This is a genomic window from Paenibacillus sp. FSL P4-0184, assembly GCF_038004625.1.
Taxonomy (GTDB): Bacteria; Bacillota; Bacilli; order Paenibacillales; family Paenibacillaceae; genus Paenibacillus_AQ.
Map to the genome: position 1 here is coordinate 1,801,019 of NZ_JBBORN010000001.1, position 13,800 is coordinate 1,814,818.

Below are 13,800 nucleotides of genomic sequence, written 5' to 3' on the forward strand. Positions count from 1 at the left end.
ATGGACGGTAAGCGTTTATGCGAGAAATATAAGGATAATATATAGCTTGGAGATTATAAATTCTTATATTTAAATAAAGAGGGTGATCCGAAAGCCATTGAATGGCTGTCGGATCACCCTCTTCGTATATTCAACGCTATTTAACTGAATTCCTAAGTCTCTATCTTGTTATCTCTATTGATCTCCAGTATATCCAGGAAGAATACAAAAATTGGAATGCCGAGAATTAGACCCCATACGCCCATATAGTGCTCAGAGAAGAGAAGTACGATAAAGGTGTAGAACATAGGCAGGTTCATTTTGGATGACATCAGTTTTGGATTTAAGAAGTAACCCTCGACAAAATGTAGTATGGCGATCATAACCAATACATATATCGTCATTGCTATACCACCAATGTTGTAACCAATAATACAAAGTGGTATTAAGGAGATCACAAAGCCTACAACTGGAATCAAACTAAGCAGGAAGATCATAATCGATAAGGCGAATAAATACGGAAAACCTAAGATCCAGAGTCCAATCACCGTAAAGCATGTATTAAACAGCGCGATCAGAATTTGCGCTTCGATCACTTTACCAAACGATGAGATGAATTTTCTACCGAAATACTCAAGCTCAACATAGAACCAAGAAATCTTGCTCTCTTTAAGACGGGCAGTGAAACTGACAATTCTGTTCTTCTCAAGGATAAAGACAAAGCTCAGAATGGTGGATAATACGAAGCTTGTGCCCCAATTACTTATTTTCAGGACGTATTCAAGACCATCTTTCACATAAGACTGGTAGTTTAAATCCTTAAGCTGGGCAAATAAATACTGCACGATTTCGTTCTGCGGAATGTTTGCAGGGGTTAAGCTGGTCAGAAAGTTAGTTAACTGCTTTATCTGTGTGAAGACCTTCGGTAAATAATTCACTAAGGTCACTACGATCAGAGCAATCAGAGCTAAATACAAAATAACAATAATGACTTTACTGTTGACTGCAACATATTTATTGATTCGCTTCGTGAGCAGCACCTGAAAGCTGTTCATTACATAAGCAATCAGAAATGTTAACAGTACTAAATTGAGCATATCTCTAATACTGAATAGCAGCAGGGCAACCAGCCCCAAAATAAAAAAACGCCGGACCGTTAAATTCGCGTAATAACGCTTAAATACTTCCATCTGTTCTCTCCATTCGCCTACCAATTAGTACTCTAATTATAGTCTACAGTAAGGAATTCACTTATAGCAACTAGTGATTCGCCCAAATTGGCGAAATTTCTCACTTTTTGTAAACTCCTAATGAACATAGGGAAAGCTGATATCCATTCCATACATTTCCTTAGCCGTTTATGAGCCTCCCGTTGTGTTCATTAACTTAACGATTCGACTCTTCTGATCGTAGTTGAGATCAATATGTAGATCCTTGCATAATTGTATAAACGGAACCATCAGGGTCCCTTTCCTCATTTCGGGCGCACTTCCTATCAGGGCTACTCTTTGGTTATTCAGGGTTAATTCCATAGGTGAATCTATATGTTTAACCTGCTCAAGAGTTTGGACTGCAGTTAGACTCTGACTTCCCCCGTTGATCCGGGAGGCATTCCGGTCCGTTCTCGCATTGATCCCATCCTGGATTTTAAATGTTAGCGAAATTCCGAGTGAATCACATGCCGATAGCAATCGGTCATTGTATGATCCATAAGGAAAGGCAATCGCTGAATCGGTATTCCCCAGCTCTTCCTTCAGCCTTTGCTCCGCCTTGGCTAAATCACGAGTAACTCTGCTGTAGTACTCCGTATTCATTTCGTTTCTGTTCTCATCATCGATATATAACAAAGCACTGGCGGCTGGCCGCTCCCCACCCTCAGCATCCACGATACCATAATGGTGTAAATCGTACGTGTGACTATAGAATCCCATCCCGTCCCGCTTCATTTCCCGCATCTGCTCCCAATTGAGCTTCGGCACACTATTCGGATCTGGGTGATCAATCGTAGATACGATAACAAAATTCACTGCCGTATAGCCATATTTTTTGAGAATAGGAAAGGCCAATTCATAAAAGCTCTCATATCCATCATCAAAAGTCAGCAGCACCGCATTATCTGGAACCGTGCCGCCATTCAGCATAAATTCACGATATTGTTCCATCGTAATCACGTGAAACCCTTCTTGCTTCAGCAGGTTCATTTGATCATCAAACCGATCGGCAGATAAGATCCAAGGAAACTGCGGCATTGGCTTCTCTGAAAGATGATGGTACATCAGCACAGCTACATGGTCTCTATAGTAAATACCTTTCGGAAGTGGCCCCTGCTTCTGCCAGCCGATATGCATATTAAGGGCCTGTTCTGCGGCAGCCTTGGGAATCATTAGCTCATCAGGCGAGCCCGGATATGTAGCTACTGTCTTAATGATTTGACCGTTCACATCTATAGTAACTGCAGAAGACTCGTGTTGATTGTTGAAAATAGCAGCAAGACTTATTAGCAGAACAATGACTAAAAGTATCATATATTTTTTCGTATGCAATCTCTGAATCTCCTTAAAAAGATCTTTTATTCACTATGTAACTACATATTTGGTGACAGTTCCACCTACTTTTGGTTACATTTTCTTTTTAATTTTGTTTCTTATAATAAAAATAGGAGGCGAACCCTATGCCTGAACTGGCTTAAGGAACACCTCCCTCACATGGAGATCTATATATAATTATGTACATCTATGTGTAATTGTAGACGGTCTAGGATCTTCTCTTGTCTACGAAGTAATTTTCTTCCCCTAGCTCGTCCACAAACTGCTGCAGCCAATCATAATATTGAACGGCATGCTCCAGCTTCTCCAGATCCTTCAGACAGAAGTGCCGCTCCTCCTCAGGCGTATCCACGGCATGAACCAATCCCTCCAGCTCAGGAATAACAACATCCAAGGCTTGCCTCATGACATCAATCTCCCGCTGCAGCTTCATTCCAAAAAAATTCTTAAAGGTCTGAAAGAAATCTGTTTCCACTGCATACAGATCCTTTCGCTCCCGCTTCTCCTCCAGCTTGGTCACCATTTTGGAAGCCATCAAAGATCGGACTCCATAGCTCATATTACTCTTACTCATATTCATCACATTCTTCATCTCTTCAAGCGTCATCGGCCGGTCTTCAAAGAACATAATTCCATACAGCTGCCCGAATGAGTAATTGGCGCCATATAAGTCCATCGTCTGAGCAATTGCATCAATCATCGGACGCAGCAGCTGCTCGCGTGGAGATAAGTCTCTATTCTCTTCACCAAAGGCTACCTGTTTCATAGCTGCACCTTCATTCCACTTAGAATCTACCTTCTATTTTACACAAAATAGCAACTACTTTCGCTAATCTCTTAAATTTTTACATAATCTCGCATCGATCTTTACGCCCGCTTGACCACGCAGCTGCTCGATGAGTGTACAATTTTTTTTGAACGGAGGAGCTTTCCTCAGAATTATACCGCAAAAAACAGAAGATGGAATGGGGTATCGACAAAATAATGAAACGCACAAGATTTATAGGTGAGTTGAAACCGGTGCTCTTCACCTTGCCGGCAATGATTCCATTCGTGGTATTTTGGCTCGCGCCATTACTTTATGTATTTTATCTCAGCTTTACTGAATGGGACTTCATGAGCCCCGAGAAAACCTTTGTCGGACTAACCAACTATCTGGATCTGTTCAGCAATCCCGCCTTCTATAAAGCGCTAAGAGTAACCTTGTTATTCTGTACGGGAAGTGTACTGCCCGTTATTCTGATCGGACTTGGACTAGCACTCCTGATGAATGGGAAGCTGAAAGGCTCCACCCTCTATCAGGTATTGCTTTTCTCCCCTTGGGTCACACCGACCGTGGCGGTATCCATTGTCTGGTCCTGGATCTATGAACCCGAAATCGGTCTTGCTAATACTGTACTTGACCTCTTAGGTCTAGAAAAAATCGGTTGGCTTCAAGATCCTACATGGGCACTGCTCGGCGTTCTGCTCGTGACGATATGGAAATCGGTAGGCTGGGCGATGATTTTTTACTTGGTGGCACTACGCAATGTCCCTACCGATCTGTTGGAAGCCGCTGAACTGGATGGAGCAAATGCTGTTCAAAAATTCAGCCGTATTACTTTACCGCTAATCTCGCCAACGACACTGTTTCTGTTCATCGTACAGATCATTGGTGCCTTACAGGCATACGACCAGATTAACGTACTCACACAAGGTGGACCGTCGGGATCAACACGTACCTTGCTCTATATGTATTATCAGTCTGCCTTTGAAGCCTTTCAGATTGGAGAAGCCTCTAGTGTCGCAATGATTCTGGTATTTATATGTATGCTGCTCTCCGTAATCTCACTAGAGGTTAGTAAACGGACAACCCATTATCAATAACTACTGCTGTAAAGGAGAACGACTGATGAATGCAACGACCGTACGAGTGGGCAAACTGGCCCGCCATCTATTTTTTGCAGCTATTGCACTGATCATGGCCTTCCCCTTCTATTGGATGGTCACCAGCGCCTTAAAAACCAATGATGAAATCTGGCAGTCTCCGCCGACGATCTGGCCGAAAGAGCCGCTGTGGAGTAACTTTTCAGCCGCTTGGCACGAAGCCCCTTTCTTTAGATATATGGGCAATAGCGTATTTGTCGCCGTATCGATTGTTATTTTGCAGGTGATAAATTCCGGGATGATGGCCTATGCGCTTACGCATATGAAATTCCGCTTCAGAGGGCTGTTCGCAGGTGTCATTCTTTTCGGCTATATGGTCCCTGCCACCGCCGTTTATCTTCCCGGATATCTGGTATTGTCCCAGCTTCATCTACTGGATTCATATGCTGGGTTGATTCTATCTAACTGTGTAAGTGTCTTCTCCATCTTTCTAATTCGGCAAGCCTTCCTTCAGGTTCCCCATGAGCTGGTAGAGGCTGGAGAAGTGGATGGTTCCTCGCATATGCGGATTCTCTGGACCATTCTTGTCCCCATTACACGGTCTTCCTTTGCTGTGCTAGCCCTGATCACCTTCATTGATCAGTACAATAACTATTTCTGGCCAATGCTCATCACCAAAGATCCTAATCTACAGCTGGTCTCGGCCGGTCTGCGTAGTTTCTTCACTCAAGGAGGTGCTTACGGATTGAAATGGCCGCTGATCATGGCCGCTAGCGCATTCACCATCGCCCCGTTGCTGCTAGTATTTCTACTAGCTCAGAAAACGATCATGCAAAGCGTCAACATGACCGCTGGTTCCAGCAAAGGATAAGCTAACTATTCTATTTAATAAGAGGAGAATGATGATGAACGTATTGAAGAGACTGTCCGCCCTATCTTTGGTTGCCGGATTTACAATGTTAACAGCTTGTGGAGGAAATGCGAGTACAGGTAATGTTACAGCGGCAAATGGAGCTTCTTCCTCCCCCTCCGCAGAGACTGCGCCTACACAAAATGCACCGGTAACGATTGAGTTCTGGTATGGTCTCGGCGGTAAGCTTGGTGAGAATATGGAGGCACTGATTCAGAAATTTAATGCCTCCCAGCAAGAGGTCATTGTCAAAGGTATCGCGCAGGCAGACTACACTGAAACCGAGCAGAAGCTGCAAGCGGCGATTGCTACAGGAAATGTGCCTGCTGCTGCTCTCTCCTCAAACGTAGATTGGGCTCGCAAAGGATATTTCGCTCCGATAGATGAGCTTATGGCATTGCAGCCAGATTTTAATAAAGAGGATTTTGTCCAAACCTTTCTAAATCAGGGCCAGGTTGATGGCAAGCAATACTTCCTGCCGATGTATGGAACAACACAGGTTATGTACTATCGCAAAGATGCTTTTGAGAAGAACGGAATTGATGCGAGCACATTGAAGACTTGGGAAGACCTAGCTGCCGCAGCTGCGAAAATGACCGTGAAAGACGGCGGCAAAACCACCTTCTTCGGTTGGGAGCCTATGTGGGGTTCAGGGAACATGATTGATGCCGTGCTCAGCAAAGGAGGCACCATCCTTAGTGAGGATGGCAAACAAGTCACGATCGACTCTAAAGAGTGGATCGAAACCTGGGATTTGTTCCGCAAATGGATCCACGAGGATAAGATCATGCGGATTCATTCAGGGGGTCAAGGCTGGGAATATTGGTACAAAACAATTGATGATGTAATGAAGAATCAATCCGCAGGCTACACCGGCTCCAGTGGCGATCAAGGTGACCTCGACTTTAGCATTGTTTCTGCTATGGAGCAGCCAGGCTGGGCAGGGATTGGCGAGGGCAAACCCGTAGCCCAATCACTGATGGCCGGCATTCTATCTAAAGCTAGCGACAGTGAGAAACAAGCGGCTATGAAATGGCTAACCTACTTCACAAATGCCGAGAATACTGCCTCTTGGTCCATTAATACTGGATATATTTCGGTGCGCCAATCCGCATTGCAAGACCCGGCGTTTGTGTCATTCAGTGAAAGCAATCCACAGATTAAGGTTCCATTGATGCAAGCATCTCATGGTTCTGCACCATTCCAAGATCCAACTGGCGGCAAAATCAACGATGCGCTGAAAATCGCCGCTGATAAGGTGCAAATTGAGAATATTCCTGCAGCACAGGCACTTAAGGAAGCACAGGAAACAGCGCAAGCAGCGCTTGATAAACTAAAATAAAGGCGGTGGAGTTCATGTCTGAGCTCATCACGCCACAAGGCAGATACGCTGTAGCAGCTATTCTATTCGACAAGGATGGTACGCTGCTCCAGTTCGTATCCCTCTGGGGCAGCTGGGGCGAGTGTTTTTTAGAGCGATTCACGAAGGATATGAAGCAAAGAGGACTACAGATTCCAGAAGAACAGCTCCCTGCATTAATGGGAACTATACACAATGCCCAAGGAAGCATTACCGATTATGATCGGAACGGACCCCTGGCTATGGGGACTATGAGTGATCTCTATGCCATCCTGTCATGGCAGGGTTATCTGCAAGGTTTATCGTGGGCGGAGTCCATGGAGCTTGTTCATCAGTGCCGTCTGGAAGCGGATGTTATGTTGGAAGAGAAACGCCCCGTTCACTCGCTGCCGGGTATTCACCGTTTTCTCGATGAGTGTGCGAGTGCTGGCATCCCTCTCGCCGTGGTGACCGCAGATGAAACAGATGCTGCAGAGAAACATCTCCAATGGCTCGGCATACGGCACTATTTCTCCGAGGTAATTGGAACAGACCTTGTGGATCAGGGTAAACCTTTCCCCGACATGGTGCAGCTTGCCTGCGAAAGGTTGGCCGTTGAACCCGCGCACACAGCAGTTATCGGTGATACTAATGGGGATATGCGAATGGCTAAAGCAGCGGGTGTGCAAGTAGCTATAGGTATCACTGAAAATGAAGACATTAGTGCTTCGTCGCATATTCTCCCGGATGCAGATCTCATTGTGCGAACTTACGCTGAACTTAGCATCGAGGTTACTTCCCTGTGAAAATAGAAGGAATATGGGCATGGATGTTTCTGATGCTAGCTATTGTGTTCGAACTCTCAGGGACCATCTCAATGAAAATATCTCAGGGGGTCACTCAGCTCTGGCCTTCCGTGCTCATGTTTCTGTTCTATGGAGCCAGCTTCACCTCCCTGAATTATGCCCTCACCTCTATTAAGGTAGGCGTTGCTTATGCGATATGGTCAGGGGCGGGAATCATCCTTATTTCTTTCATAGGAGCCCTATTTTTCGAAGAAAAGCTAACCCTGTCCTCCCTACTATGGATAGCCGTTATCCTAACCGGGATCATAGGACTGAACATTAGCGGGAAGACGCATTAGTGAACAGCCACAGTATTTCATAGATTCATAAGATGAAGGGGGATGCCTAAACATGAGCGCGAACACATTACCTGAAGAGAAGCCTGTTATTACCTTTCAGATCATCACGGATACGCATGTCACCGCTGACCGAAATCATGAGTACAATCTTAACTTTGAGCTGGCGCTCCGTGATATAGCCGCACATGGAGAAGGCAGCAGTGGGATTATGCATATCGGTGATGTCACAAACCATGGTTTTTCTGCTGAATATAAAGAAATGCTTCGTATCATTAATCAACATAAGGCTGACTTGCCCGACATTACTTTCACTTTAGGTAATCATGATGTAGGCCTCGGGATTTGGAAGTCTCGCTTAGGGATGTATACGTCACAGACTGGAATGTCTGGACCCTATCATGATCACTGGATTAATGGCTATCATTTTATCTTTCTAGGTACAGAAAAAGGATTACCTAAATTCTGTCATCTTTCCTCTAAGCAGCTTGATTGGCTGGAGCATAAGCTTGGGGAGCAAGCTTCACCGGATCAGCCTATCTTTCTTTTCCTGCATCAACCGCTTAAAGATACAGTAGCTGGATCGTTAGAATCACAAGATTGGTATGGTGTAACTCAAGATAAGGAATTAAAAGAGATTCTTTCGAGACACCCCCAGACCTTGTTATTCACTGGTCACACCCATTGGGAGCTAGAGGTAGACAACACTATTCACCCTGGCCATGGAGAGATGGCAACGATGTTTAATGCTGCTTCTGTCGCCTACCTTTGGACAAACGAAGATAAGCATAAGACAGGCAGCCAAGGCTTCTATGTGGAAGTGTATAGAGATAAAGTGCTTGTCCGGGGCAGAGACTTTAAGACAGGAACCTGGATTGAAGCTGCACAATATGAGGTTGCTTATACAGCAGTAAACGTATAATGAAACTCCCCGCAGCAAGCTGCGGGGAGTTTCATTCTGTAAATTACACGCACAAGGATTAGCCGTACCGCCACGCTCTGCGTTATTCATCCCATGCTTCTAATAGCTTCGGAATGCCTTCTACAAGAAGCTTGTGGTATACCTCGGAAATATCTTCAATATCATCCGTATTCGCCACACCCAGCAGCGTCTGCATAACGATCCCGTCAATAGCTCCAATCAGTAATGAGGCAATGGCTTTATTGTATTTCCCGGGCTGTTTTTCGTACACGCGTTGCAACAGCTCCTCGGTATGACCAATCCATTTCTTATACTTAACTTTCAATTGATTGGAGATTTCCTCATTCCCTAGTATCGCTTCCTGGGCAAGATAGAACTGCATTCGATTGTCATCTATTTTGTTAAAACGATCTTTCACATTCTCGCTGATTTGCTCAATAACTTCCCCGCGGCTATACTTCCCTTGCTGTACCTCCTCGGCAATTCTCGTAGATACGGATAGACTGCGATCCATCGCATCATAAAGAATCTCTTCTTTACTATTGTAATGATGATACAACGCCCCTGTGCTAAGCCCGGCTTCATCGGCAATTCTCCGCATTGTCGTACCCGCAATACCCATTCGATAGATAACACGATTCGTCGCCTCAATAATATGTAATTTTCTATCCTCAGACATAAACTCCCCGCCCAACTGAATCGCTTATTGCGATTTATTTTTATATGAAAAGAGTACTGAATCTAATTTGTTTTTTGTGTGTTAATTAGCACAGACAGAACCAATTAATTCCTAATACAATAAAACCGAACAGTTGTTATGTTTATGAATTAACCAAGCATTGTAAGGTTGAAGCTCAGTATCGGCAACAATTGATTACGCTTTCACAAAAAAAGGAGGTTTATCATGGATATTCCTGCATGGCAGTACGGCGTTAGTATGATCGGCTACATAGTTCTGCTTCTTATTGTTGTCAGTATCATGCGCAAGCATTATAAGTTTGCCCACTGGTTCTGGATTGCTTCTTTACTAACCTTTCCCTTATGGCTTATGGGCGGTGTCGAAGGCTGGTTTCGCTGGGCCAAGATTTTAAGTGTAATTCTTCCTACGATATTTGTTGGATTCATTCGTATTGCTAACTACGAGAAACGAAAAGGACCGTTCTGGAATGGGTTACAGAAGGATTGGGTATTGTGGTTCGTATATGGCGTTCTATTCCTTAATATCATGGAAGCGACCATTAAAGACTTTACGATGGGGAATACATTCAATGCGCTTACCGGCCTCCTATTATGTATAACCATCCCTTTTGCGCCAAAATATTGGAAGATTTCTACTGAATCGCACGGCGATCTCATTGCATATACGACAATCGGCTGGAACTTCCTCTATACAACTTGGAATGCAGCCTTCGTCTATGCAGAGAGTCCGAAGTTCTTTGCAAGCTCGCTATGCATTCTTCTCGCAGCCGAGCTCTATCCCATCATCAAACGCCGCCCAGAACTCTACATCATTGCGCGGGTCTATACATTAGCGGCACATTTACTTCTACGCGCCTGCTTCGTTAGCCTGTTCCCGACACTAATGGATGCTTCATCGTGGTACAATGCAGACGTCATGAACTATTGGGGAATCATCAACTTTATTATGATTGTTCCGTTTGTATTCTGGCATATGTGGCAGCTGCACACCGGCAAAGCAGAAATCAGCTTCCGGCGTGGCCGGATTGAAGTGAACTAACCAAGAACGCCCTTATCCTTTCCATGAGGAAAAGGTAAGGGCGTTCTTTCTTTATTTCTTCTCTGCTCGGAGAGGTTATCGTTGAATCGGCTCGATCCGGTAGCTTGCGTTAGCGCTGGCATCGTCTTCCACGCCGGCTCCACCGTGAATCTGCCAGCCGAATGACAGCACAGATTCCAGCCGGTTCTTCTCGGCTGTCGTCAATACTATTTCTATGGCTTCTTTACCCTCTTCAAGCTCCAACTCTGCCTCTTTACCAAGAACAATCCATATCCAGCTACGAATGCCACGAATCGTGTTGTACTTGATCTGATAGCCTGTCTTCACCGCTTGCTCGAACAATTCTGGCTGCTCCGCTTGTAAAGTGGTCAACTGCTTATAATCAAATTCGTATTCACTCTCGTCAACGGGCAAATCGCCCTCCGCCACTTTACGAAGAATATCCTCGTTGGACCAGCCCAAAGCGCGAAGTGATTCTACCAGTAAAGCATCCCACTGGGATAACTTTACTCGGTTCAAATTGTCTGACATCCTGATTCCCCCCATACCTGTATATAGATTCTACTTATTCCGTGAAATCATAAGCAACATAATGACCCGGACTAACTTCCTGCAATGTAGAGGTCTCAGCCCTGCCGTACTCTGCCGAATATCCATCTAAAATAATTCTCTGATTAGCCCGCTTAGGGTCCGTCTCCAAAATCGAAGATAGCAGCGCCTTCGTATAAGGATGAATAGGGTTCTCGTATAGTTCGTCACTTTCGGCTACCTCTACGAGACGACCGCCATACATCACGCCAATCCGGTCCGAAATATGCCGTACCATCGACAGATCGTGCGCAACAAAGAGGTAGGTCAACCCAAATTCCGACTGCAAATCCTCTAGCATATTCACTACCTGAGCCTGAACAGATACATCCAGCGCTGAGATCGGTTCATCACACACTACGAATTCAGGCTTCACAGATAATGCTCGAGCGATCGAAATCCGTTGGCGTTGCCCACCACTGAATTCATGAGGAAAGCGATAAAGATGCTCTCTTTTTAAACCCACCTTATCCAGCAGTGCCGCAACTGCCTCTATACGCTCGTCGCCTTCGTGGATCCCGTGGATTTTCATAGGCTCACTGATCAGATCAAGCACATTCAGGCTTGGATTCAACGAGGAATATGGATCTTGAAAGATCGATTGAATCCGTCTGCGAAAAGGCTTAAGCTGCTTCTCTCCAAGCTTGCTCAGCGGCTGCCCGTCAAAAGACACTTCACCATCTGTATAGTCATACAATCGCAGCAAGCAGCGTCCAACCGTGGACTTGCCGCTCCCCGACTCTCCGACCAGTCCAAAGGTCTCCCCCTGACGAATCTGAAAGCTTACGCCATCTACCGCCTTAAGCACTGATGTATTACGTCCCCATATATCCTTGCCTTTGGAGAAATGTTTCTTCAGATTATTTACGTCCACTAGAATCTTATTATCACTCAACAGAACCGCTCCCTTCAACACCAGCTACGGCTGGAGTCTCCTGCACACCGTCTGCCAGCCAGCACATCGAACGATGGCCAGGCGATAATTCGATGACTGGAGGACGTTCGCTGCAACGGGCAAAAGCATTAGGGCAACGTTCCATAAAGGGACAGCCCGAAGGAGGATTCAGCAAATCCGGAGGTGTGCCTTCGATAGGGACAAGGCGTTCCCGCGACTTGCCGTCACGTTTTGGAATCGAGCGAAGCAGACCTTTCGTGTAAGGATGCTGTGGGCGATAAAAGATATCCTCTACCGTGCCCTCCTCCATTACAAGTCCACCATACATTACGATAACCCGTGTACATACCTGTGCTACCACACCCAAGTCATGGGTAATGAGCGCTACAGCTGTACTGGTATTATTTTTCAACTCTTTAAAAAGATCGAGAATTTGCGCCTGTATTGTTACATCGAGCGCAGTTGTCGGCTCATCCGCAATTAATAGCTCTGGCTTACAGGAAAGAGCCATGGCGATCATGACCCGCTGGCGCATCCCGCCGCTGAATTCATGCGGATATTGCTGCAGCCGCTGTTCAGGATTATTAATACCTACCTGACGCAAGATGCTTGCTGCCTCTTTAAGCGCTTCTTGTTTATTTAAACCTCGATGCCGACGGATGACTTCCGTAAGCTGCTGGCCGATTTTTTTTACAGGATTAAGAGAGGTCATGGGGTCCTGAAACACCATTGCTATACGATTGCCGCGTAGCTTTCTCCACTCTTTTTCCGAAAGGTTCGATAAATTCTCACCACGAAAATTAATATTTCCACCGATAATTTTACCCGGAGGTGTAATTAACGACATAATCGCCTTGGCAGTTACACTCTTCCCACTACCAGATTCTCCGACGATTCCTACCGTCTCACCAGCATCTATATGAAAGCTAACGCCGCGAACTGCTTGATTCTCTCCGTCCCTTGTATGGAACGAAACCTTCAAATCCTCGACAGACAATAGCCGTTCCGTCATGATGTCTTCACACTCCTATCTTCGGATCAGCTTCGGTTCAAAGCCTACCCGCAAAATATCACCCAAAACATTAAAGCTCAGTACCGTTAATAGTATCAATAATCCAGGGAATAAAGCCAGATATGGCGCTTGAGCGATATATCCCTGCGCATTGTTAAGCATACTGCCCCAAGTCGCATTCGGAGGCTGTACCCCGAACCCGAGGAAACTTAGGGACGACTCCATCATTATCGCCGAAGCGATATTATTCGTCGCACCTACAATGACAACAGGCACTAGCCCCGGAAGAATATGACGCCAAATAATTCCGAAATTGCTCTGTCCGGAGGCTTTTGCATAGAGTACATATTCGCGTTCCTTAATCGTCATCGTCTCTGCCCGAATGACACGGGCGATATTCATCCACATTAATAGAGCAATAATAATGATGATATTCCCAACACTCGGCTTCAGAAATACGCTAAGCAGCAGCAGAACTAAGAAAGAAGGAATGGACAGCACTACATCAAGCATCCGCATGAGAAGATTATCAACCCATCCGCCAAAGAATCCACTGATTACGCCCACCGTCACACCTATGCCTGTAGCAATGATCATTGAAGCAAAGCCAACTAGCAGTGATACCCGGCCACCATATAATGCGCGGGCAAAATAATCCCGGCCATAGTCATCCGTCCCGAACCAGTGATCGGCTCCCGGCGATTTCAGACGTGCCAGAACATCCATCGCATTCGGATCATGTCCAGATAAAAAAGCAAATATAGAGCCCAGTGAGAAGATGATTAAAGTAATGAGGGCTGCGACGCCCAATTTATTCGTAAATAGCTCATCTCCAACACTTTTCCATTTACTGCGATTCATGAG

The 13,800-nt window shown here is 45.4% G+C and carries 15 protein-coding genes; 7 read left to right on the forward strand and 8 right to left on the reverse strand.

The window, feature by feature from the left end; translation table 11 throughout:
• Positions 1-152: 152 nt before the first annotated feature.
• From MKY52_RS07685 to MKY52_RS07695, 3 genes are all read right to left on the reverse strand, one after another.
• Entirely contained in the window at positions 153-1,169 is a 1,017-nt protein-coding gene (locus MKY52_RS07685; protein ID WP_042184192.1) for an AI-2E family transporter, read from the reverse strand.
• Positions 1,170-1,337: 168 nt separating this feature from the next.
• Positions 1,338-2,522 (reverse strand): polysaccharide deacetylase family protein, encoded by a 1,185-nt coding sequence (locus MKY52_RS07690; RefSeq protein ID WP_341050767.1) that lies wholly within the window; start codon positions 2,520-2,522, stop codon positions 1,338-1,340.
• A 211-nt stretch (positions 2,523-2,733) separates the two neighbouring features.
• Positions 2,734-3,291, reverse strand: a complete 558-nt coding sequence (locus tag MKY52_RS07695) for a GbsR/MarR family transcriptional regulator (RefSeq protein ID WP_149646297.1) — start codon at positions 3,289-3,291, stop codon at positions 2,734-2,736.
• Between the two features lie 218 nt (positions 3,292-3,509).
• Between MKY52_RS07695 and MKY52_RS07700 the strand changes: the two genes are divergently transcribed.
• From MKY52_RS07700 to MKY52_RS07725, 6 genes are read left to right on the forward strand one after another with little or no spacing between them, the layout of a single operon-like run.
• Positions 3,510-4,391 carry a carbohydrate ABC transporter permease gene (locus MKY52_RS07700; RefSeq protein WP_341050768.1) on the forward strand — a complete coding sequence of 294 codons (882 nt, stop codon included), beginning with the start codon at positions 3,510-3,512 and terminating at the stop codon, positions 4,389-4,391.
• A gap of 25 nt (positions 4,392-4,416) precedes the next feature.
• A complete protein-coding gene (locus MKY52_RS07705; RefSeq protein WP_149646299.1) occupies positions 4,417-5,262 on the forward strand; it encodes a carbohydrate ABC transporter permease in 846 nt (281 codons plus the stop codon).
• A 34-nt stretch (positions 5,263-5,296) separates the two neighbouring features.
• On the forward strand, positions 5,297-6,643 hold the full coding sequence (locus tag MKY52_RS07710; protein ID WP_341053363.1) for an ABC transporter substrate-binding protein: 1,347 nt from the start codon (positions 5,297-5,299) through the stop codon (positions 6,641-6,643).
• Between the two features lie 14 nt (positions 6,644-6,657).
• Positions 6,658-7,446 (forward strand): HAD family hydrolase, encoded by a 789-nt coding sequence (locus MKY52_RS07715; protein WP_341050770.1) that lies wholly within the window; start codon positions 6,658-6,660, stop codon positions 7,444-7,446.
• Positions 7,443-7,784 carry a DMT family transporter gene (locus MKY52_RS07720; RefSeq protein WP_341050772.1) on the forward strand — a complete coding sequence of 114 codons (342 nt, stop codon included), beginning with the start codon at positions 7,443-7,445 and terminating at the stop codon, positions 7,782-7,784. Before MKY52_RS07715 ends, MKY52_RS07720 begins: the two co-directional genes overlap by 4 nt.
• A gap of 52 nt (positions 7,785-7,836) precedes the next feature.
• Positions 7,837-8,703 carry a metallophosphoesterase family protein gene (locus tag MKY52_RS07725; RefSeq protein ID WP_341050774.1) on the forward strand — a complete coding sequence of 289 codons (867 nt, stop codon included), beginning with the start codon at positions 7,837-7,839 and terminating at the stop codon, positions 8,701-8,703.
• Positions 8,704-8,785: 82 nt separating this feature from the next.
• Here the strand turns inward: MKY52_RS07725 and MKY52_RS07730 are convergent, their stop codons facing one another.
• Positions 8,786-9,382, reverse strand: a complete 597-nt coding sequence (locus MKY52_RS07730; protein WP_341050777.1) for a TetR/AcrR family transcriptional regulator — start codon at positions 9,380-9,382, stop codon at positions 8,786-8,788.
• A 225-nt stretch (positions 9,383-9,607) separates the two neighbouring features.
• Between MKY52_RS07730 and MKY52_RS07735 the strand changes: the two genes are divergently transcribed.
• Positions 9,608-10,441, forward strand: coding sequence for a hypothetical protein (locus MKY52_RS07735; RefSeq protein WP_042184178.1), 834 nt, complete (start codon positions 9,608-9,610; stop codon positions 10,439-10,441).
• A gap of 75 nt (positions 10,442-10,516) precedes the next feature.
• Here MKY52_RS07735 and MKY52_RS07740 read toward each other — a convergent pair whose 3' ends face one another.
• Genes MKY52_RS07740 through MKY52_RS07755 form a run of 4 tightly spaced genes read right to left on the reverse strand, consistent with a single transcriptional unit; the run spans position 10,517 to position 13,797 of the window.
• Positions 10,517-10,972 carry a hypothetical protein gene (locus MKY52_RS07740; RefSeq protein WP_341050780.1) on the reverse strand — a complete coding sequence of 152 codons (456 nt, stop codon included), beginning with the start codon at positions 10,970-10,972 and terminating at the stop codon, positions 10,517-10,519.
• A 34-nt stretch (positions 10,973-11,006) separates the two neighbouring features.
• Positions 11,007-11,927, reverse strand: coding sequence for an ABC transporter ATP-binding protein (locus MKY52_RS07745; RefSeq protein ID WP_143759515.1), 921 nt, complete (start codon positions 11,925-11,927; stop codon positions 11,007-11,009).
• Positions 11,917-12,936: an ABC transporter ATP-binding protein gene (locus tag MKY52_RS07750; RefSeq protein WP_076299926.1), complete on the reverse strand. Its 1,020-nt coding sequence runs from the start codon at positions 12,934-12,936 to the stop codon at positions 11,917-11,919. Before MKY52_RS07750 ends, MKY52_RS07745 begins: the two co-directional genes overlap by 11 nt.
• 15 nt (positions 12,937-12,951) lie before the next feature.
• Positions 12,952-13,797 (reverse strand): ABC transporter permease, encoded by an 846-nt coding sequence (locus tag MKY52_RS07755; RefSeq protein WP_042184173.1) that lies wholly within the window; start codon positions 13,795-13,797, stop codon positions 12,952-12,954.
• Positions 13,798-13,800: the final 3 nt, after the last annotated feature.

What these genes read in the sequence shown, in the direction of transcription:
- MKY52_RS07730 (WP_341050777.1), bottom strand. Translation starts at nt 9,382, where the DNA reads ATGTCTGAGGATAGAAAATTACATATTATTGAGGCGACGAATCGTGTT.
- MKY52_RS07740 (WP_341050780.1), bottom strand. Translation starts at nt 10,972, where the DNA reads ATGTCAGACAATTTGAACCGAGTAAAGTTATCCCAGTGGGATGCTTTA.
- MKY52_RS07715 (WP_341050770.1), top strand. Translation starts at nt 6,658, where the DNA reads ATGTCTGAGCTCATCACGCCACAAGGCAGATACGCTGTAGCAGCTATT.
- MKY52_RS07755 (WP_042184173.1), bottom strand. Translation starts at nt 13,797, where the DNA reads ATGAATCGCAGTAAATGGAAAAGTGTTGGAGATGAGCTATTTACGAAT.
- MKY52_RS07705 (WP_149646299.1), top strand. Translation starts at nt 4,417, where the DNA reads ATGAATGCAACGACCGTACGAGTGGGCAAACTGGCCCGCCATCTATTT.
- MKY52_RS07710 (WP_341053363.1), top strand. Translation starts at nt 5,297, where the DNA reads ATGAACGTATTGAAGAGACTGTCCGCCCTATCTTTGGTTGCCGGATTT.
- MKY52_RS07735 (WP_042184178.1), top strand. Translation starts at nt 9,608, where the DNA reads ATGGATATTCCTGCATGGCAGTACGGCGTTAGTATGATCGGCTACATA.
- MKY52_RS07725 (WP_341050774.1), top strand. Translation starts at nt 7,837, where the DNA reads ATGAGCGCGAACACATTACCTGAAGAGAAGCCTGTTATTACCTTTCAG.
- MKY52_RS07750 (WP_076299926.1), bottom strand. Translation starts at nt 12,936, where the DNA reads ATGACGGAACGGCTATTGTCTGTCGAGGATTTGAAGGTTTCGTTCCAT.
- MKY52_RS07695 (WP_149646297.1), bottom strand. Translation starts at nt 3,291, where the DNA reads ATGAAACAGGTAGCCTTTGGTGAAGAGAATAGAGACTTATCTCCACGC.
- MKY52_RS07685 (WP_042184192.1), bottom strand. Translation starts at nt 1,169, where the DNA reads ATGGAAGTATTTAAGCGTTATTACGCGAATTTAACGGTCCGGCGTTTT.
- MKY52_RS07700 (WP_341050768.1), top strand. Translation starts at nt 3,510, where the DNA reads ATGAAACGCACAAGATTTATAGGTGAGTTGAAACCGGTGCTCTTCACC.